Origin of the sequence: Kitasatospora sp. NBC_01539 (assembly GCF_045040525.1) — a bacterium.
Lineage (GTDB): Bacteria > Actinomycetota > Actinomycetes > Streptomycetales > Streptomycetaceae > Kitasatospora.
In genome coordinates this window covers 1,330,420-1,349,303 of the sequence record NZ_CP109390.1, presented here as the reverse complement: position 1 = coordinate 1,349,303, position 18,884 = coordinate 1,330,420, and the positions used below count along the sequence as shown (strand labels likewise).

Sequence of the window (18,884 nt, the reverse complement as noted above, 5' to 3'; positions counted from 1 at the left end):
TGCTGAGCCGACCTGACGAGGCGTCCGGCCGCCGCCGGAGCCCGGGCCACGCGGCGTCCGGACGCCGGGTCAGACCTCAGCGGCCCAGCGCGTACCCGGAGTCGGCGAGCGTGACCGGCCGTTCGGCGGCGGCGCGTCTGTCCTGCTGCGCCGGCACCACCCCGGGCCGAAGGCCGCCCTGCTCGCGAGCGAAGGCCCGCAACAGGGCCGGATAGCTGTATCGGCCGGGCGCGTCGGTGAGCAGCAGGTGTGCGTCGACGAGCTGTTCGAGCAGGTGCTCTGCAGCGGGCAGCGGAAGGTGCAGTGCCTGGGCGGCCTGCACGGTCGAGAGGGGGCCGTTCGTGGCCGTGGCGAGCAGCCGGAAGGCCCGCGCCGCGGCGGGCTCGAGTGCCCGGTAGCTGGGCTCGACACTGGCCCTGATGTCCAGGCTGCACACCCGCAGTTCGTTCAACAGCATCAGCTGGTCGGCCAGCCGGTCCGCGAGGTGCCGCATGCTCCAGCCGGGGCGCGCGCCCAGCCGGGCCGCGCAGATCCGCAGCGCCAGCGGAAGTCGTCCGCAGGCGGCGATCACCTGGGTGGCCGCCTGCGGATCGGCTGCCAACCGTGCGGTTCCGACCAGCCGCCGCAGGAGCAGCTCGGCCTCCGCCGCCGACAGCACGTCCAGTTCGAGCGGCAGTGCCCCGGCCAGGTCGGCGAGTCGGTAGCGGCTGGTGACGAGCGCCGCGCAGCCGGGGTCGCCGGGTAGCAGCGGGCGGACCTGGGCGCTGTCGCGGGCATCGTCCAGCACCACCAGGACCCGACGGCCGGTCAGTAGGGAGCGGTAGAGCGAGATCCGGTCCTCCAGTCCGACCGGCACCAGGTCGGCGGGAACGCCGAGCGCGATCAGGAAGGTCCGGAGCACGGCGGCGGGAAGGGCCTGGCTGTCGCCCGTCCCACGGAGCTCGGCGTGCAGCGTGCCGTCGGGGAACGCGGCCCGGGTGGCGTGCGCGACCTGGCCGGCCAGCGCGCTCTTGCCGACGCCGGGCTGGCCCGAGATCACGGAGGTGAACGGTGCCATGCGGTCCACGGCGGTCAGTCGGCCGGTGAGCAGGGACGTCTCCCCTGCACGGCCGGTGAAGTCGGGTAGCGCCGCAGGTAGCTGGCACGGCGTCACAGAAAGCGCCGGTCGACCGCGCGCGGTCCGGTCGGGTGCCGGGTGCCCGGCCGCGCCTGCGCCCGCTCCGGCCCCCGTGCCCGCTCCGGCCCCCGTGCCCGCTCCGGCCCCCGTGCCCGCTCCGGCCCCCGTGCCCGCTCCGGCCCCCGTGCCCGCTCCGGCGTCTGCTGCCGCGCCGGCGCTCGCGGAGTTGATGCTGATCGGCTCGGGGCGGGGCCGTGTCGGCCCGTCAAGGGCAGGGTCACCGCGCAGGACACGCTGGTGAACCTCGCGCAGCTCACTGCCGGGCTCGACGCCGATCCCCTCGATCAATGTCTGCCGCACCCGCTGGTAGACGGCCAGCGCCTCGCTCTGCCGACCGCTGCGGTACAGCACCGTCATGAGCTGGGCCCAGAGCAGCTCCCGCTCCGGGTGCTCGGTGGTGAGTGCCTGTAGCTCGGCGGCGAGTGCCCGGACGTCGCCGCCCAGCCGCAGCTGTGCCTCCAGCCTCGCCTCCACGGCGTCCAGGCGGGCTTCGGCCAGCCACCCGGCCTCCTTGCGGAGCAGCGTGTCCGAGGGGATGTCGGCCAGCGCGGGTCCGCGCCACAACTGGAGGGCGGTGTCCAGCTGTGCGGCGGCGCGCTCGAAGTCCTGTCGGCGCAGCGCGGCGATGCCCTCGTCGCGCAGGACGGTGAAGCTCTGGAGGTCGAACTCCTGTGCGTCGACGTTGATCCGGTAGCCGCCGGCGGTGGTCTCGATCCGCTCACCTGCCGCCCCGAGCGTCTTGCGCAGCCGCATCACGTAGTTGCGCAGGGCGGTGGAGGCGCTGCTGGGCGCGTGCCCGTCCCAGATGGCCTCCGTCAGGAACTGCGCCGACGTCGGTTGCCCGTGCCGGATCAGGAGCGCTGCGAGCAGCGCCCGCTGCCTGCCGCCGGGGACGGTGCGGGTCTGCACTCCGTCACAGACCACAAGGGGCCCCAGGATCCCGAATTCCACTCGTCTGTTCTCCTGCGCCGTCGGTGTTCCGAACGGTGCACGCGGGCTTGCCGGGTGCACCGTGCTGACGGACACGATCTTGTGCGACGACTGGTTGTCAGGACAGCCTGGTTGGCGATGGACAATCAATTCCGTACAAGCGCACGGCGTTCCGCTGTCCTGACAAAGTCCGTACAACGTCCTGACAACGTCCTGACAACGCCCGAGCGCACCGTTGGGCCAGCCGGACAACCACCGTGCGCAGGGACGATCGGAAGTCAGCCGTAGTGGCTCCAGCCGCTGGTCCACGAGGTGCCCGTGCAGAAGCCGCCCTGGTGCACGCAGGCGTTCGCCGCGCCGAGGGTGACCGAGCCGGCGTCGTACGTGAAGTTGTCCGGATTGCCGGCCGAGATCCGCCCTGCGCGGCCGGTGTCGCGTCCGTTGCCACCTTGCCACCCGGGTCGGTGGCCACGGTGGTGACGCGGTTCTGAGTGGAGGAGCCGTTGTTCGGCAGGTGGACGACCGCGTCGCCCGGCAGGATCTGAGGGCTGTGGGCTGGTAGGAGGCCGAGGTGTGCGGGGTGCCGTTGTTCCGGCCGTAGGTGTGAAGGCCGGCAGTACCGGCGTCCAACCCGCCGGTGTGGAAACCGGAGTTCCGCCGGACCCACTGCACGAAGTCGGCGCACCAGTACTCGGGACCGCCTGAACCCTCACCGGAGCAGCTGGTTTCGGACTGCGAGCCGCCGAGGCTGTTGTGAGTCGGGGTGTTGGCGCAGGTGCCGGCCGTCTTGTCGATGGTGGCGGCAGCAAGCGAAGCGGCGGCCGCGCCGCGTCGGACATTCTTCGCGTGCGCGGTAACTTTTCTGTCGCACCCGGCGGGCCGGATCAGGCCCTACGGCGCGTCTGACCTAGACGGGGTAGCGGCAGGCGGTCCGTGCGGCCGTGCTCCGGTCGTCCCCGCCCAGCGACAGCGGCCGCGTCCGGGTGGGAGCCGCGGGGGGAAGGGTCAGTGCGTCCAGCACATCGGTGGGGCCGTCCCCACCCAGGCAGGCGACGGCGACCAGCTGGATCGGGCCCTGATCAGCCGTTGGCTTCGCGATCCGCCAGGGGAGCACGAATCCGTCGAAGCCGACGCCGATCAGGCCGAGCTGGTGCCAGCGCGGCACGGGCACGGTTTGGCCGCTGTCGGAGAAGTACCCGGCGAACCCCACGATGCCGAGGTAGGAACCGCTGGCGCGCAGTTCCACGGCCTCGGGGTCGGAGGGCCGTGGCGCGACCGCCAGGGAGATCGACGATGGAGCCGGGAACTCACCCGGGCAGCGGTCCGGCCTCAACCCCCACGGCGGATTGCCGTGCACCACCGCCGACGAGACCATCCCGCCGCTGCCCAGTTTGAACCAGCGCACATCGGGAGTCCCGGCCGTCTCGTCCGTCTCGGCGTCACCGATGCAGAAGCCGACGAACTGGACCCTGCACCCGGGCGGGATCTGGTCGATCACCGGTGCGCTGCGGGTGGCGCTGCTGCGGACCCGGGTGCTCCCGCTGTAGGTCGTGCCCTGGAAGGCTGTCCCGCCGGCCGGGCCGACCGGACAGCCGGATCCGGAGACCGTGTGTGTGTCGCCGGACCCGCGTCCGAGACCCACGAGCAGGCCGGTCAGCACCAGCACCAGCACCAGGGCGACGGCCATGACGGGCAGCCACGCCCGCGAGGACCACGGGCGCCGATGCGGTGCTCCCGGCTCCTCGGTGTCGACCGGCTCGGGCTCGAAGCCCTGTTTCCGGAACGCGTCCACCATCGGGGCTCGGGTCTCGGCGTCCGCCTGCGTCGGCTCGATCACCTCCGAGACGGTCAGTGCGGCCTGCACACCCGACGGCCGGACCCGCGGGTCGGCTCCGGTGCTGCCGGCGAGCCGGCGGTCGAGTGCGTACCAGTGCTTCTCCCAGAGCTCGACATCGCCACCACAGGCGCCGACATACGCCAGCGTCACGCCCAGTGTGGGCCTGCGCACGCCGCCGGCGGCGTCGCTCAGCGTCGTGGCACTGAAGCCTGCGGTAGCTGCGAGTGCCCGGTAGGTCGGGTTCCCGGCGGCCTGCCGCAGACACCTCAGCTCGTGGGCGAACGCCTGCAGTGGGCCGTCGTCGGGGTCGAGCGGTCGTGGCCTACGGGGCAACGGACTCCCCTTCGCCGCCCACGATTGGTACCGACATCCCCGGATTCCCCCTCAGCTCTGTTGCCGTCAGCCGTAGCCGGTCTCGCTGCCACGAACCCCCGGCCCCACTGCTGACCTGCGGCAATATGGAACGCGCACCAGATGGCTGATCGTCAGATTGTTGCACAGGGGGCGGATGTCCTTGACCGGAGATGGACAGGGCGCTGCCCCGGGAGCAGAGGCATCCCGGGGCAGCGCCCTGTGTGTGTCGCGGAGGTGTCCGGCGGGTGGGGCCGATCAGGTGTAGCAGTAGTTGAGGTTGCCGGTCCCGTGGGAGGTGCCGGTGTCCCAGGTGGCGTTGCCGCTGCTGTTGAGGAAGACGAGGTTGCCGTCGTTCCGGAGCTCGGCGTGGCCGCCGGGCGCCGGGTTGAGCGCGCCCATGGTGCAGACGATGCCACCGGAGGAGTTGAGGAGCTTGACGTATCCGGACCGCGACCAGTCGACCCGCACGACGCCGTGGCCGTTGGTCCCCGATGCCCAGACCGGGTAGGCATCGGCTCCGGTGAACTTGTAGAGCACCAGGTTGCCGTTGGACTGGAGGATCAACTGCGACATGCCGTTGTCCGCCGACGCGCTGTGCCCGGCGGTCCAGTCGGACTGGGCGAGTGTGAAGTTCGCGACGAAGCCGGCGGCCGACGCGTTGGTGGCGGTCAGACCGAGCGCGCAGGCGATCGCCGTGCCTACGAGGGCGGTGCGCAGGATGCGCCTGCGGGCCGTGGAGCGACCGGGCTTGCTGGGTGTCACGAGGGTCCTTCCGGAAGGCCGCCGCACAATGGCGTGGGGCGGCGGAGGTTGTGGGTGTCGCGGTGCTGCGGGTCGATCAGGTGGTGCAGTGGTCCCGGTTGCCCACGCTCTGGTTGCAGGTGCCGTCGGCCCGGGTGGGGCGGCCGTCGGTGTCGTGGAGGACGAGGTTGCCGTCGGACAGGAACGTCGGCCTCGCGCTGTAGCCCGCGCTTGCGGATGCACCCGTGTGCCGGCTGGGCTGGGAGCGGGTGAGCCTGGCGGCCGTGATGCCGCCGGGCAGAGCCGTCGCGTCGGTACCGGACGTGGCCGGCGCGGTGACGGCCGCCGTGCAGACCAGGGCGGTTCGCACTGCGGCCTTGCGCAGCCGCGACGCGCGCAGCCGGCTGATGCGCAAGAGACATCCTTCGGTTCGAGCAGGGGAGCGGAGGTGCACGTGGTCCCGCGTGGTCCCGCTGAGGAGCTACGGTCCGGAATCGGTGGGACCGGTCCGGTTCGGGACCAACCTAGGAAGGGCGCGTATCAGCCGGATAACGCCGCTGTCACACCACCACGGGCCCGGTGGCGGACCCGACAGGGGCGCTGGGCTTCGTCCCGTGGACGGCTGGGAGTCGGCGCTCCTGGAGGGGTGGGCTGAAGTCCGGGCCGCGGCCCGTTGCTGCCTGTCCCGGGGCCCGGCCCCCGCCGTCGCAAGTGCGCTGACGGGAAGATCGACCGACGGTTTGCCGGTTGCTGTCGACGATCCTCCTGGATGCAACCGGCCGCGCCGATGCCCTGCGTGACAGCGGGGACGTGGGTGGGGATCCTCACGCTCCGGAGGCCGCACAGGCTTCGCCGTGTCGGGGTGCTGTCAGCTGCCGAGGCGTGCGATCACCTCGCGGGCAAGGCCGATCTTGCGCTTCTGGAAGGAGCTCAGCCTGTTCAGGGCCTGGGAGTTCTCCTCGATCATGCGCGTCTGGGTCTCTGCCTCAACCGCACTCCAGGTCTTCAGCAGACCTGTGTCGGTCTTGCAGTCCATGTCCGCCAGAGCCACGGTCTTCTCGCGCTCCGTCGGCTCCGCGGTGTCGAACGCCCGATCCCCTACGGAGGCCATGGGGTCCTGGTACCGGTAGCCGTGGCGTTCCATGCAGGTCGACCACGCGTGGAAGGAGGATACGACCGCCGGGTCCGCCAGGGACCGCTTGAAGCTCTCCTTGTCGATGGCCGCCGCGGCGGCGATGTCGGACTCAGGGCGCGGGCCGCCGTCCAGCCGGGCCTCGGCATCCCCGTAGCAGCCGCCGGGTGGAATCGGGCGGCCGTCGGGGCTTGTCGACTGCGGCACTCCCGCACGAGTCGCTCCGAACAGGATCGCTTCCTGCGTCTCGGTGGGCTGCTTGGTGGCGCCTGTCCCGCCGGCCGGTGGCGGGAGGTGGTATCCGAGGTCGCGGGCGACCTCGCGGTCCGATATCCCGTAGCGCCTGGAGGATTCGGTGACCAGCGGCGGGTGCTCCGGTATCCGGTAGTCCAGACCGAAGCCTCCCAGGCACTCGTTGGCCAGGAGGACCTTGGCCCGGTCGACCGCGCTGGACTCCTCGGCAGTGAGAGCGAACCTCTCGATAGGCATGGAAACGCCGCCCGAGGGCGCGGCCGAGGGGCGAACGTCCACGCTCCGACCGCCGGGCTCACCGCCGGTTCGGTCCTCGGCTGCCGAACAGGCGGCCGTCGCCATGAGCGCGGCCGCGACAAACACAAGAGCGCGTGATGCCCCGGTCGGCAAGCCCTGTCTCCCCACAGTCATCCACTTCTCTCCACAAGGAATATGGCGGCCGCGTGGGTACGCGGCCGCCACGGATTCATGACTCCGATCAACCGAAGTTGACGCAGCCCTGGTTGACCGGAGAGTTCCGGAAGTACACCGACGCGTTCTCGTTGTACGTGTTCGAGAGCTGCCAGGCGACCGGGTACTCGGTCTTGTGGAACTTGTCGCAGGGGCCGGCGTAGCCGCTGTTGAAGTAGACCGTCACGCTGGAGTCGATACCCCAGATCCGGGCCTTCGCCGAGGCTGCGTTGTTCTTCAGGCTCTGCCCCTGCCCGGCACCGCTGCTCTGGAAGGTGTACCCCGACAGGTCGTAGACGCCCTCGCCGCCATTGGGGGTGGTGGAGTGAATGGTCGTGTGCGAGCCGCCGTAGCCGGTGTTGTAGTAGAGGACCACGCACTGGGCGTCACAGTCGCCGACGTTGTACGAGCCGGTCGAGATTCCTGCGCTCGCCGGAGAAGCTGTGGCGAGGGTGCCGACAACGGCTGAAATCGCTATTGACGCAGTGACAAGTGCCTTACGAGCAACAAGCATTGAATCTCCCATGTTCTTGATCATTTTCGAGTGGCCCAAGCGCACCCAGCGGCGGGGCGGGTGCGTTGCGGTGGCGGTGCGCCGCGGCGGTCAGCCGCAGTGGACGTTCTGGCGGTAGACGTACACGGTCTCGATCTCGCCGCCCCAGTCGATGCAGGTGCCGGCCGCGGAGACGTACACCGGGCCCGCGTAGGTGGTGAACTGGCCGTAGTTGCCGATCCAGTCCGGCGAGCCGGCCACCCGGACCAGTGCGTTCATGTACAGCCGGGCGCCCGGGTTGTCGCGCACGTTCACGACGCAGTTCTTGCCGGTGGACCGGCTGTAGGTGAGGTAGACGGTCCCGTAGTCGCCGACCTCCAGGGAGTCGATGACGGTGTAGCCGCTCCCGCAGACGCCGTTGTAGATGGCGGCTTCGGCCGAGCCGGGCACGAGGACCACTCCGGCCAGGGCGGCGGCCGCGACCGCGACGGCGGTGGTGGCACGGTGGACGAGCTGGCGCATGAGAACTCCTCGCACGGGGCCGCGTCCGTGCGGCACCCGGGCTCGGGCGGTGGCGCGACCTGCGGCGACGCTAGTTGACCATGATCGCGTGCGGGTATCACGGGGGTATCGCGTACACGCACCGGAGAACGGTCGCGGCACCGCCGTTCCCCTGGCCCATCACATGGCGTTCAGGGCGGTGAACTGACTGACCGTCGACACCGCGTGAGGTTGCCGACCGACTTGGGACGAGGTGCTCGACTTCGGAATGTCCCGCGCAGGTTCAGATCCTGTCGTCCCGCCAGTGACGTCGGAGCCCCGCTGACCGGACGAAAGTTCAGGTCGGCAGGTACAACGCGCTGATCCGGCTCGCCCGGCATGACCGGCCCGGGCGCCGGGGCTCCCGGCCTGCGCCGACGGGTATCACGGGGATGAGACCACCGCGATACCTCCGCGCACCACGATGGCGCCCCAGGACGAGGGCCCACCCGGCGGCCCACTGCCAACGGACCGGAAGAGGACGCAGGACGAGATGCGGAAGATGTGCAAGCACCTGGCCACGAGTGCAACGGTGACCGCGATCGAGGCTGTCGGCGTATGAGTTCCGCCGTGCAGCAGCGATCGGCCGGCAGCCGTGTGAGAGTACGGCTGGCCGGCCTGGCCGGGATCATGTGCCTTGCCCTGGCGGGTTGTTCGTCATCCGGGGGTCCAGCCACCGAGGCGGTGCCGACCACGCAGTCTCCGTCTACGCTCCCGGCGAGTGCTGATCCGCATCTTCCTGTCGAGACGTATCTCTTCTCCGAGGCGGAGTCGGAGAAGCTGGCCAGGGCGGGAGCCGTACTGCGCAAGGCGTGCCTGCAGCGGTTCGGTCTCGACTACGCCATCAGCCCCGCCGGCCCGCCGACCGGACCGCGCACGTTCATGGACCGCCGGTACGGCGTGACGGACCGGGTTGAGGCGGCGACCAACGGCTACCACCTCGGCGACCGCGACCCGCGCACTCACCCGGTCCACCCGACGCAGTTCTCCGCCGAACAACAGCAGGTGCTCACCGGACACCTCCCGGGGAAGACCGGTTCGGACGACACGAAGCTCGAGGTCAACGGCGTACCGGTACCACCCGGCGGCTGTTACGAGGAGGCGAAGCGGGGCCTGGCCGGTTCGGGGGAGCTGGGCCCGAGCAGCGTGGCTCAGCAGGCCAACTTCCAGACCTTCGAGGCCAGTATGTCGGTGCCGCAGGTCACCCAGGCATTCGAGGCGTGGTCCGGCTGCATGAAGAACAAGGGCTACTCCTACCCCAATCCGATGGATGCGATCGGCGACCGCCGCTTCCTGGGGGACTCGCCCACGCCGCTGGAGCTCCAGGTGGCGACGGCTGACGTGACCTGCAAGCAGCAAGTGGATCTGATCGACACCTGGTTCGCGGTCGAGACTTCCCTGCAGAAGGAATTGATCGCACGGCAACAAGCCGATTTCACGGCGGCGCTCGCGGCGAAGACCGAGCAACTCGCCAAAGCCGACGCCGTGCTGCGCGATCAGTGAAGTAGTGGGCTGACACTTTTTCACGTCCGGGCGCGCCCACCCTTCCCCAGGCAGGCCGAGGGGATTGCACACACGCCTGGAACGTCCGTCACGAGAGGACCCAAAGAAATGAACCGTACCCTCAAGCTCGCCGCAGCAGCCCTGGGCGCTGCCCTGCTCGTCCCCGCCCTCGCCACCTCCGCGCAGGCCGCCGTCGGCGACTGCCCGGATGGCAAATTCTGCCTCTTCTACAACTCGAACCAGCAGGGCTCCCACTTCACGATGTCGACGAGCATTTCCGACCTCGCCGGGTACACCTTCACCAGCTCCGGCAACGGCCAGGGCCAGCACGTCAAGAACAACGCCGCATCGGCGGTCTCCAACGTGTGCGTGACGGTCCGGGTGTACTACAACTCGAACTACAGCGGCCCGGTCGACATGTTCAACTACCGCAATGCCGCGAACCTGGTCAACACGTACAACGAGAACGCCTCGGTGAAGTTCGCCCAGGACTGCTGAGCCCCACCCACCTGGCAACCGGCTCCCGGTACGCGTTCCGGCGTACCGGAGCCGGGATTTGGCGGTTATCGCGGCAACACCACCGCAGGAGCGCCGAATCGCGCCCGACCATCCCGCACCTGATCTACCGCCATATTTGGAGCATCAACGCCATGAAGCGAAGCATCAAGCAGAATCTCGCCCGGGTGGGCGTCGCTGTGGTCGCCACCGCCGCCGCCGTGGTCGCCGTCCCCTCGGTGGCGCAGGCCGCCGGCTACAACGGGGTCTGCGGTTCGGGCTACCGCGTCGTCGACTCGATGCCGCTCGCGGGTGGCACCGCGTTCCTGACGTACAACAGCTCGACCGGGCAGAACTGTGCCGTGACGGTCCGCAACAGCACCGGCAGTCCGGTGTACGTGCTCGCATCCATCAGGGTCGCCGTCGGGGGAAGCCCCTGGCACAAGGACGGCGACTACTACGGCACCTACGCCGGACCGGTCTACGTGTACGCACCGGGCCAGTGCATCGACTGGGTTGCCCAGATCGACGACGACTCGGCACAGCAGCTCGATTCCCACTGCGGCTGAGGTCGTGGAGGTTCGTCGGCACAGGTCGTTCTGACGGTGCGACCGCGCCTGTCAGCCAACGTGCCTGCTGCTGAACGGAGTCAAAACCATCCTGCCGAGTGGCACGGGCGTCCGCGGTTTCGGCTCGGACGAGCGGGCGGCGGGTGAGGTCCTGCGGGTGGGACGACCGTCGACTGCCGCCGGGCACGGGAGTGGCCCGTGCCCGGCGGCAGTGACGAGGCGTCGGCCGACGAGTGCCCCAGCCGCCGGCAGTTCTTCCGCTCGATACCGGACAGCAGGCCGAGCACGAAGGCGCGGGCGGTCGCCTGCGGCTCCACCCGTCGGAACCGGCCCACGATCCGGGCCGTGGACTGGTCGGACATCGCCCGCCAGTGGGCGGCGTCTCTGCTGTGGCCGCGGCCATCGCATGATCTTCAGGAGTCCACACAACCCCCGGCGATTACGCGATGGCCGTTCCAGCCGTCGCGCGGGTCGGACGCGATCGCAAGGCCACACGGGAGTACGGGGCTGATCGAGCGCTGGGGGTCAAGGGGTCGCAGGTTCAAATCCTGTCGTTTTGACTGTGAAGTCGGTTGTGAGAGACGGTACTTGGGAATCCGCAGGTTCGAAGTCGAGGGTGCGGTAGAGGCCGGCGCCGGCCTCGGTGGCGCGCAGTTCGACGGATCCGCAGCCGCGGTCCTCGAAGGCTTCGACGAGGGCGTGGTGACGGCGCGGCCGTGACCGCGGCGCTGGTGGGCCGGGTCCGTGGCCACGGTGTGGATCCGCCCCCACAGACCGGTGGGGAAGGCGGGCCGAGGTAGCCGCGGTAGACGATGCCGATGGCACAGGCCGCGAGCCCGCCCTCGGTGGGGACGACGTAGGCGAGCAGGCTCGGGCCGGTGCCCGGACGGGCGCGCATGTCGTCGCGGAAGACGCTGCGCCGGTGCTCGGTCAGCGGGCCGCCGTCACGGACCGCGACGCGCAGACGCGGCAGCTCGTCGGCGTCCTCGGGCCCGGCGGGACGGACAGTCGTGGTCATCGGCTGGTCTCCCTCACGCGTCGGGGAATGCCTCCGGGGCACGGCGGCGGGGGACTACAGGGGTGGACGCAGGTCCGGCGGATGCAGCGGTCCCGGGGCCAGGCTGTAGGGCCCGCGTTTCGATGAGCTGTAGGGCCTGTGCTTCGACGGACACGGGGTCCTGTGGGAACGCACGACTCCACGCCCGGTGGGTACTGATTCTGCCAATGCCGCGTGGGCGATCGGCGCGTTCCGACAACGGGAGCATTCGTCGGAACGGGTGTGGCCGAGTACGGCGGACGGTCAGGCCGAGGGCTCGGATGCTCCACGGCGTTTGGATCGCCGGTGGAGGACGGCGGCAGCGGCAAGGGCTGCGGCGACGGCTGCTGAGATCGCGGCTGTGACCAGGCCGGCGCCCTGGGGGTGGGCGGTTGGCGCCCGTGGGGCGTCGGTTGCGGTGGGGGCGGACGCCGGCGGTGGAGGAGCCGGCGAGGTGATGCCGGCGGAGGCGGTACTCGCGACGGCGGAGGGGTCTGTTCCCGACGGGGTGATGCCGGCGGAGGCGGAGGACGGGGCCGGGGCGGACGGAGGGGCGGTGGGGGACGGGGTGGGGGAGGCTTTCGCGGGGGTGACTTCGAAGGGGGCAACGGTCTTGTCCTGGCCCGCGTTCAAGGTGCAGGGGACGTCGATCCGGCCGGGTGCGGCCAGGTTGCCGTCGGCGTCCTTGGGCACGAGGTGGAGGGTGAAGTCGCCGACGGTCACGCGCCCGGTGCCGGGGCGGGTGAAGGAGAGCCGGGGCGCGTTGCCGGTGGCGGGGATCTCGAAGGCACCTGAGGCGGGAACGGGGGTGCGGGTGATGGAGAGGTGGACGGGGACGGCGGTCTCGCCCTGCGGGGCGAGGACGCGGGTCTCGGCGTCGACCGAGCCTTCGATGGTGCGCACCCCGAGGACGTAGCGCAGGCCGAGGGTGAAGGAGGCTTCGACGGTGGCGGCCGCCTGGATGGCGAAGCGCGGGCTGGACTCGCCGACCGACAGGGTGGCTGGGATGTCCGCGGAGATCCTGGCGGTGATGGCCTGTCCGCCGATGGTCGGGAAGACGCAGGTGTATTGCAGGGTGGGGGCGGCGGGCCGGGCGACTGCGGGGGCGGTGGCGAGGGTGCCGACGAGGGCGGTGGCGGTTGCGGCAACAGCCGCACGGCGGGTGCGCCTGCTCGGGCGGTGCGTACGGGATCCGGCGCTCATCGTGCCCCTTCCGTCGAGTGGTCGCGCCGGCGCTGTTCGCGGCCGTGGCGCTGCTGGTGACTGCGGCTCAGGTGACTCTGGATCCGGGCGTGGCGGAACTGGTAGACCGCCCCGACCTGGCGGAGCACGCCGCGATGGTGGGCGTCCTCCAGGAAAGTGATCAGCGCCCAGGGCAGTTGCCCCGTCAGCGGCAGCCAGATGCGGGCCAGTGCCACCCACTGGCCCCAGGCGGTCAGGCTCAGTCCGTAGCTGAGCCCGGCGCCGAACGCGGCCTCGAGACCGAACACGAGGCCGACCTCGAAGCCGCGCACCGGCCCGTACACGATGCCGTTGAGCAGGCCGACACCGAGGCCGATGACGAGCGCCCAGGTGAGCAGGTGGAAGACGACGTTGCGGCGCTCGATGTGCAGCAGGTCGGCTGGACTGACAACGGATTCGGTGCGGACCGGTGCCTCGAACAGGGCGATCAGGCCGAAGACCAGCCCGGTCGCAAGGGCGATCGGCGGAACGAACAGCAACCCGGCCGTGAGGCCGGCGCCCTGGCCGTCGGCGAGGCCGAGCGGGGCGACCAGCCCTTCGTCGACCAGGATGAGCAGCACCATGCCGGCCGCTCCACAACCCAGACCGATCAGGAACCGGGTGAGTGCGTTGCGGCGGGTGCGCAGGGTGCCGACGCTGACCCGCAGCCGGACGGGGGACGGTCTCGGGGCGGCGCGGGTGCGGGCGTGCCAGTACACGAGGCCGAACAGCGCCCCGGCGACGGAGCCGTGCAGGAGGCCGACCACGAGGCCGCGGACAACGGCGAACCGGAGGCCGTGCGAGGTGGCGACCAGGTCGACCGGCACGTTGCCGACCGCGGTGGTGACGCCGAAGGCGAGGCCGGCCAGGAAGGCGATGATCAGGGCGCGCGGAGTGCGGCCCATGCTGGTGCCGATCTCCCACCAGGTGAGGTCCTGCTGTTCGCGACCGAGCCGGGTCAGGTGGTCGGCGAGGCGGCCGAGCCAGCGCTCGGCGCGTTCCGCATCCCACGATCCGAGCCGGCGGTGGGCGGTATCGAGCCGTTCGGCGGGACGGGGGCGGTAGACGGCGGGGACGAACCCGGTCAGCAGGTGCTCCTCGATCGCCTCGGGGTCGGGGAAGCGGTCGGTGTCCAGGAGCTCGCCCGGTCGCCGTTCGGGGTGGTCGCTGTACATGGTGCGGGCGAGGGCGATCATCAGCGGGGTGCGCAGCGCGGCGGCGAGGTTGGCGCGGCCGGTGCTCTCCGCAGTCCGGGCGGGGTCGAGGACGGCCTCCCAGGTCGCGCCCTGCCCGTCGGTGTCGGCGGGCCCGGGGAAGGCCGGGTCGGTCCGGGGCAGGTAGCCGCGCAGGTCGTCGAGGTCGAGGTCGCGCAGTTCCAGGACGACGGCGGCGGCCAGCGGGGCGTGGGCCGTCCGGACGGCGGCGGTGAACTCGGCGTGGCGGCTGGTGAGGACGAGCGGCAGTCGGGAGAGGTTGAGTGTTTCGAGGGCCGGGGCGCGCAGGCCTTCGGCGAGTTCGTCGAATCCGTCGAGGACGGGGAGGACGAGGTCGTCGTCGAGCAGGTCCGCGGCCAGTGTCTTGCCGCTGGGGACCCGGCGGGCCAGGTGCGGGTAGTCGCGCAGCAGTCGGGCGATCAGCCAGTCGCGCAGGGCCACGGCGGTCGGGTCCCAGGAGCCGAGGCTGAAGATCACCGGCACCCGTTCGTTGCGGGTGCGGGCGTCCAGCAGGTCGAGGGCGAACCGGACGGCCAGGATCGACTTGCCCGATCCGGCGCGGCCGAGGACCACCAGCCGGCCGGACGGTATGCGTTGGTAGATCCCGGCGACCCGCCGCAGGTCGCCGCTGAGGTCAGGTTCGGTGAGGGCCTCACCGGGGGCCAGCAGGAGGGCGTTCGCCGGCTGGTCGGCCGTCCCCGCCGGCACCTGCTGCCAGCGCACCGGCAGTGCGAACGGGTGGTGCACCCGGTGGCGGGCCTCCTCGCGGCGCCAGCGCTGCCGGCTCTCGCGGGCCAACTCCTCGGCAGCGTCGGCGAGGGAGCCGTGGTCCTGGGGCGGTGGGAGCGGTTCCGGTGGGGGCGCCGGCGCTTCCGGCGCGGCCGGGCCGGTGCCGCCGCCGAGGGCGCTCAACCGTCGGCGGTCCTCGGGGCCGGCGTCGAGCGCGTCCGCGATGCGGTTGATGGTGCCGAGCCGGTGGTCGAAGGACCGGTCGGTCTCGATCCGGCGGACGGTGCTCTCGCCGAGCCCTGCCCGCTCGGCGAGCTGGAACTGCGTCAGACCGGCCCGCTTCCGTAACCGGCGAACCAGTGCTCCGAGCGTCTCCGCCACGCCCCACCCTTCCCCCGGGAACTCGAAAACAGAGGTGAGCCTACCTCTGACGACCGGTCACATATGACCGGCGCTGTGACCTGTGCACTCGCCTGACGCGACGCCAGCATCGGTGGTGCGGACAGCCGGTTCCGCGGCCCTGCGGCGCACTCCGTTGCGCGGCCCGGACCGCCCCGTCCGCGACACCAGTTGCGTGAACTTGAGGGAGGCGGTGTTTGCGATGGCGGAGGCTAGAGGCGTCCTGCTGCCGGCCTACGTGGTGGCCGACGAGTCGGGCTCGATGGCGCCGTACCAGCGTGAGCTGGGGGACGGGGTGGCGTCGCTGTGCGAGGGGCTGCGGGCGGAGCCGATGGTCGCGGCCAAGCTCCGGCTGGCCGTACTGGGTTTCTCCGACGACGTCCAGGTCAGGCTCGCGGTGGCGGACATGCGCACCGAGACCACGGTGCCCCGGCTGGTGATCCGCGGGGTGACCAACTACCGGGCCGTCTTCGAGGACCTGCTGCAGCGGATCCCCGGCGACGTGAAGTGGCTGCGCGGCGAGGGCTACCGGGTGCACCGCCCGGTGGTCTTCCTGCTCAGCGACGGCCAGCCCACCGACGGCACGTCCTGGCGCGCGCCGCACGCCGAGCTGACCGACCGGGACCGCACGCCGACCGCGCCCAACATCATCGCCTGCGGTCTCGGTGACGCCCGGGCGCAGACCATGGTCGACGTGGCGACCCGCCCCGAGTTCGCCTTCCTCGCCAAGTCCGGTACCGACGTCGGCCGGGCGATCTCGGAGTTCTTCCACTCGCTCACCATGAGCCTGGTGGCCTCCGGACAGGCCCTGAACTCGGCCGACCCGCAGCTGGTGGTGAACCGGCCCGACCAGTTCACCATGGCCATCGACGAGGTCGGCCGGTGACGCCCGCCCGCCGGGACGCCTCGGACCCAACGCCGCCGGCGGTGCCTCCGAGGCCCGCCGGGCCACCCCCGGCGATCCGGCCGGACCCGGCGCCGTGGCAGCGGATCACCGTGGACGTGCCGGGCCTGGAGTTCGAGGCCCGGCCGCCCAGCCAGTACGCCTTCGACTTCCCCGACAGCGAGTGCGAGGGCTGGTCCACCGACCGGCTCACGCTGCGGTTCGCCTCCGTCCGCGGTGCCAAGCACCGCTACTACCGTCAGCCGCGCCAGGACGCGGCGCGCGCCGCCGTGCACGAGGCCACCGGCAGCATCGTCTTCGCGGTCGCCGACGGTGTGTCCAGCGCCGCCGAGTCCCACCAGGGCGCCGTCGAGGCGTGCCGGGCCGCCGTCGAACGCATCCTGCACCTGCTCGACCGGGGCCCGGACCGGCTCGACGGAGCCGATGTCGCGGCCCACGCCGCGCAGCGGCTGCGGGAACTGGCGCGGTGGCGGCTCGGCGTCCCCGCACCGCAGCTGGCCGAGGTGACCCGCCTGTACGCGACCACCCTGGTGGCGGGGGCGGTCCGCGCCACGGGCGACGCCCTGGAGGCCGAACTCTTCCGGATCGGCGACTCCGGGGCGTGGCTCCTCGACCGGGCCGACGGCGGCTACCACCCGCTGTTCGGCGGCAAGGCCGCACCGGGCGCTCCACTGGTCAGCAACGAGGTCTCCCCACTGCCCCTGGTCCCCGAACAGCTGGAGACTGCCGTCGGACGGTTGGCCGAACCGTGGACGCTGCTGATCGGCACGGACGGCTTCGGCGACCCGCTCGGCGAGGGCGATGGCCGGGTCGGGGAACTGTTCGCCCGGCAACTTTCCTCGCCGCCGACGCCGTTGTGGCTCGCTCATGTGCTGGACTTCAGCCGGGAGACCTTCGACGACGACCGCACTCTGTTGGCGATCTGGCCCCGGGCCGGGGGACCGAGGTGAGCACGCGGCCGGCCACCCCGGTCGAGTTCGCCGCGCTGACCCTGGGAGCGGAACTCGGCCGCGGCGGCCAGGGATCGGTCCATCAGGTGCGCAACAAGCGCATCAACGAGTCGGCGGCCGAAGGCGGTTGGGAGGTCGTCTACAAGGAGTACGCCCCCGCGGTGCTGCCGCAGGTGGACTCGGCCGCGCTGGCTGCTGCGGTCGCGCTGCCCGGGCGGCTGACAGGCGAACAGGGGCGCTGGCTGTGCGAGAAGACCGCCTGGCCGGCCACAGTGGTCCGGCGCGGCGGGCAGACGTGCGGCTTCCTGATGCGCGCCGTCCCCGACCGCTTCCACTTCACCCTCCGGACCCTGGCGGCCGGTAACCAGGGCCCGCCCCGGCTCGCCACCCTGGAGTACCTCCTCAACGAGGACGCCTACGTCGCCGGGATCGGACTGACCGTCACCGACCAGGACCGGCTCCTGCTGCTCGCCGACCTCGCGACCACCCTCGACCGCCTGCACCGCTTCGGCGTCACCGTCGGCGACCTCTCGCCGAAGAACCTGCTCTTCACCCTCACACCGCGGCCCGAATGCTTCCTCATCGACTGCGATGCGGCCCGCACTGACCTTGCGACGGTGCTGCCGCAGGCCGAGACCCCGGACTGGCACGTCCCCGCAGGCGAGGAACGGGCGACCCGACACAGCGACACGTACAAGCTCGCCCTGCTCGCCGTCCGCCTCTTCGCTCGTAACCAGAGCACGACCGACCCGGCCGCCCTGGCGGCAATCGACCCGGCCCTCGGCGCCCTGGCCCATGCCTCGCTCGGGACGGACCCGGCCGCCCGGCCGGCGCCCGCCACCTGGGCCGAGCAACTGGCCTCGGCGTCCGGCAGCCTGAAACCCGGCAACAGGCCGAGAACCAGTGGCGGAACGAAGCGAAACCCACCTGGCGGACCGGCCATCCCGCGACCTCCCGTCGGCAACGGAGGCGGATCGGCCGGTCCGGCAGCCACCGGTGGCACGGGGACGGGCGGCGCTGCGGCCAGGGCCGGCAAGGTGCTCGCCGCCGTGGCCGCCACCGTGGCCCTGCTGCTGCTCGTGGCCCACCGTGACGACTCCCACCCGGCCGACGCCCGCTCGGCCGCCGACAGCCACCCACTGACGGACAGTCACACGTCACCCTCGCTCGGCAGTTCTTACCTGCCCTCGCAGCCCGATCCGACCCTCGGCAGCACCCGCCCGAGAACCCCGCCCCCGACACCCACCCCGACACCCACCCCGAGTCCGAGTCCGACCGATCCGGTTGCCACCGCGCGTGTCGGCGACTGCTTCTTCGACACCGGGACCAGCAGTCAGGCCGATCTCACCCCGACCACCTGCACCACCGGGACGTTCAAAGTCGTCCGCATCAACGAGGGCAGCACCGACCTGGACGGCTGCACCAACGTGCCCGGCAACGACGAGAGCGTCAGCTCCAAGCGCTACTCGCGGGTCCTGTGCCTCAGCTACCAGAGCCCCGGCGGGGACTCCTACCACGCCCGGCAGGGCGACTGCGTCTTCGGGCCGAACGGCGCGGGCCCGTGGTCGCTGCTGTCCTGCCGGACCGCCGCCTTCAAGGTCCTCGCCGTCTACCGCGGCACCGGCGACCACTCCAAGTGCGACAGCTGGCCCCACTACAACCAGTGGCGGACCGTCCCCGGCCCCAAGGGCGCCGACCAGGACGTCCTGCAGTGCCTGTCCATGGTGTTCCCCGATGACGCGGGCTACGCCACCGTCCGCGAATGCCTGTTCAAGTCGGGCTCCACCTTCACCAACGTCGGCAGCTGCGACCGCTCCAACGTCTACGTCACCGGGCGCACCACCACGCCCGACAACCCCGCGTTCTGCGGCCAGGACGCCTCCACCTACTGGCGCTCCAACGAGTTCCCCGACCTCGGTTACACCGTCTGCTGGCGCCGGCGCTGACCCCGCCGCCGC

General features: G+C 71.4%; 16 protein-coding genes. 7 read left to right on the top strand and 9 right to left on the bottom strand.

Features of this window, described 5'->3' with window-relative positions; genetic code table 11:
• Positions 1 to 76: 76 nt before the first annotated feature.
• From OG335_RS05750 to OG335_RS05720, 7 genes are all read right to left on the bottom strand, one after another.
• Positions 77 to 2,086: a BTAD domain-containing putative transcriptional regulator gene (locus tag OG335_RS05750; protein WP_405009905.1), complete on the bottom strand. Its 2,010-nt coding sequence runs from the start codon at positions 2,084 to 2,086 to the stop codon at positions 77 to 79.
• A 928-nt stretch (positions 2,087 to 3,014) separates the two neighbouring features.
• Positions 3,015 to 4,277 (bottom strand): helix-turn-helix domain-containing protein, encoded by a 1,263-nt coding sequence (locus tag OG335_RS05745; RefSeq protein ID WP_405009904.1) that lies wholly within the window; start codon positions 4,275 to 4,277, stop codon positions 3,015 to 3,017.
• A 276-nt stretch (positions 4,278 to 4,553) separates the two neighbouring features.
• A complete protein-coding gene (locus tag OG335_RS05740) occupies positions 4,554 to 5,060 on the bottom strand; it encodes a hypothetical protein (RefSeq protein ID WP_405009903.1) in 507 nt (168 codons plus the stop codon).
• Between the two features lie 76 nt (positions 5,061 to 5,136).
• Entirely contained in the window at positions 5,137 to 5,454 is a 318-nt protein-coding gene (locus OG335_RS05735; RefSeq protein ID WP_405009902.1) for a hypothetical protein, read from the bottom strand.
• A gap of 453 nt (positions 5,455 to 5,907) precedes the next feature.
• Positions 5,908 to 6,834, bottom strand: a complete 927-nt coding sequence (locus OG335_RS05730; RefSeq protein WP_405009901.1) for a hypothetical protein — start codon at positions 6,832 to 6,834, stop codon at positions 5,908 to 5,910.
• Positions 6,835 to 6,901: 67 nt separating this feature from the next.
• The gene (locus tag OG335_RS05725) at positions 6,902 to 7,249 is read right to left on the bottom strand and encodes a peptidase M23 (protein WP_405009900.1); all 348 of its coding nucleotides are present in this window, start codon (positions 7,247 to 7,249) and stop codon (positions 6,902 to 6,904) included.
• Positions 7,250 to 7,477: 228 nt separating this feature from the next.
• Positions 7,478 to 7,888, bottom strand: coding sequence for a spore-associated protein A (locus OG335_RS05720; protein WP_405009899.1), 411 nt, complete (start codon positions 7,886 to 7,888; stop codon positions 7,478 to 7,480).
• A 588-nt stretch (positions 7,889 to 8,476) separates the two neighbouring features.
• Here OG335_RS05720 and OG335_RS05715 point away from each other — a divergent pair.
• The 4 genes from OG335_RS05715 to OG335_RS05700 all read left to right on the top strand — a co-directional run bounded on the left by OG335_RS05715 (position 8,477) and on the right by OG335_RS05700 (position 11,193).
• Positions 8,477 to 9,409 (top strand): hypothetical protein, encoded by a 933-nt coding sequence (locus OG335_RS05715; protein ID WP_405009898.1) that lies wholly within the window; start codon positions 8,477 to 8,479, stop codon positions 9,407 to 9,409.
• Between the two features lie 108 nt (positions 9,410 to 9,517).
• Positions 9,518 to 9,907 carry a peptidase inhibitor family I36 protein gene (locus OG335_RS05710; protein WP_405009897.1) on the top strand — a complete coding sequence of 130 codons (390 nt, stop codon included), beginning with the start codon at positions 9,518 to 9,520 and terminating at the stop codon, positions 9,905 to 9,907.
• 152 nt (positions 9,908 to 10,059) lie between these two features.
• A complete protein-coding gene (locus tag OG335_RS05705) occupies positions 10,060 to 10,473 on the top strand; it encodes a spore-associated protein A (RefSeq protein ID WP_405009896.1) in 414 nt (137 codons plus the stop codon).
• A 588-nt stretch (positions 10,474 to 11,061) separates the two neighbouring features.
• Positions 11,062 to 11,193 (top strand): hypothetical protein, encoded by a 132-nt coding sequence (locus tag OG335_RS05700; RefSeq protein WP_405009895.1) that lies wholly within the window; start codon positions 11,062 to 11,064, stop codon positions 11,191 to 11,193.
• 580 nt (positions 11,194 to 11,773) lie between these two features.
• On the opposite strand, the gene OG335_RS05695 is transcribed toward OG335_RS05700, so the two are convergent.
• Positions 11,774 to 12,712 carry a DUF6801 domain-containing protein gene (locus tag OG335_RS05695; protein WP_405009894.1) on the bottom strand — a complete coding sequence of 313 codons (939 nt, stop codon included), beginning with the start codon at positions 12,710 to 12,712 and terminating at the stop codon, positions 11,774 to 11,776.
• The gene (locus tag OG335_RS05690) at positions 12,709 to 15,054 is read right to left on the bottom strand and encodes a helix-turn-helix transcriptional regulator (RefSeq protein ID WP_405009893.1); all 2,346 of its coding nucleotides are present in this window, start codon (positions 15,052 to 15,054) and stop codon (positions 12,709 to 12,711) included. Before OG335_RS05690 ends, OG335_RS05695 begins: the two co-directional genes overlap by 4 nt.
• A gap of 220 nt (positions 15,055 to 15,274) precedes the next feature.
• On the opposite strand from OG335_RS05690, the gene OG335_RS05685 reads away from it, so the two are divergent.
• The 3 genes from OG335_RS05685 to OG335_RS05675 all read left to right on the top strand — a co-directional run bounded on the left by OG335_RS05685 (position 15,275) and on the right by OG335_RS05675 (position 18,872).
• Positions 15,275 to 15,958 (top strand): vWA domain-containing protein, encoded by a 684-nt coding sequence (locus OG335_RS05685; RefSeq protein ID WP_405009892.1) that lies wholly within the window; start codon positions 15,275 to 15,277, stop codon positions 15,956 to 15,958.
• Between the two features lie 110 nt (positions 15,959 to 16,068).
• Entirely contained in the window at positions 16,069 to 16,926 is an 858-nt protein-coding gene (locus OG335_RS05680) for a protein phosphatase 2C domain-containing protein (protein WP_405009891.1), read from the top strand.
• Complete coding sequence (locus OG335_RS05675) at positions 16,923 to 18,872, top strand: hypothetical protein (protein WP_405009890.1); 1,950 nt, start codon at positions 16,923 to 16,925, stop codon at positions 18,870 to 18,872. The genes OG335_RS05680 and OG335_RS05675 overlap by 4 nt, the downstream gene beginning before the upstream one ends.
• Positions 18,873 to 18,884 lie beyond the last annotated feature (12 nt).

Excerpts from the sequence above, each read along its gene's own strand:
- OG335_RS05730 (WP_405009901.1), bottom strand. The coding sequence starts at position 6,834 with ATGACTGTGGGGAGACAGGGCTTGCCGACCGGGGCATCACGCGCTCTT.
- OG335_RS05720 (WP_405009899.1), bottom strand. The coding sequence starts at position 7,888 with ATGCGCCAGCTCGTCCACCGTGCCACCACCGCCGTCGCGGTCGCGGCC.
- OG335_RS05710 (WP_405009897.1), top strand. The coding sequence starts at position 9,518 with ATGAACCGTACCCTCAAGCTCGCCGCAGCAGCCCTGGGCGCTGCCCTG.
- OG335_RS05705 (WP_405009896.1), top strand. The coding sequence starts at position 10,060 with ATGAAGCGAAGCATCAAGCAGAATCTCGCCCGGGTGGGCGTCGCTGTG.
- OG335_RS05695 (WP_405009894.1), bottom strand. The coding sequence starts at position 12,712 with ATGAGCGCCGGATCCCGTACGCACCGCCCGAGCAGGCGCACCCGCCGT.
- OG335_RS05685 (WP_405009892.1), top strand. The coding sequence starts at position 15,275 with ATGGCGGAGGCTAGAGGCGTCCTGCTGCCGGCCTACGTGGTGGCCGAC.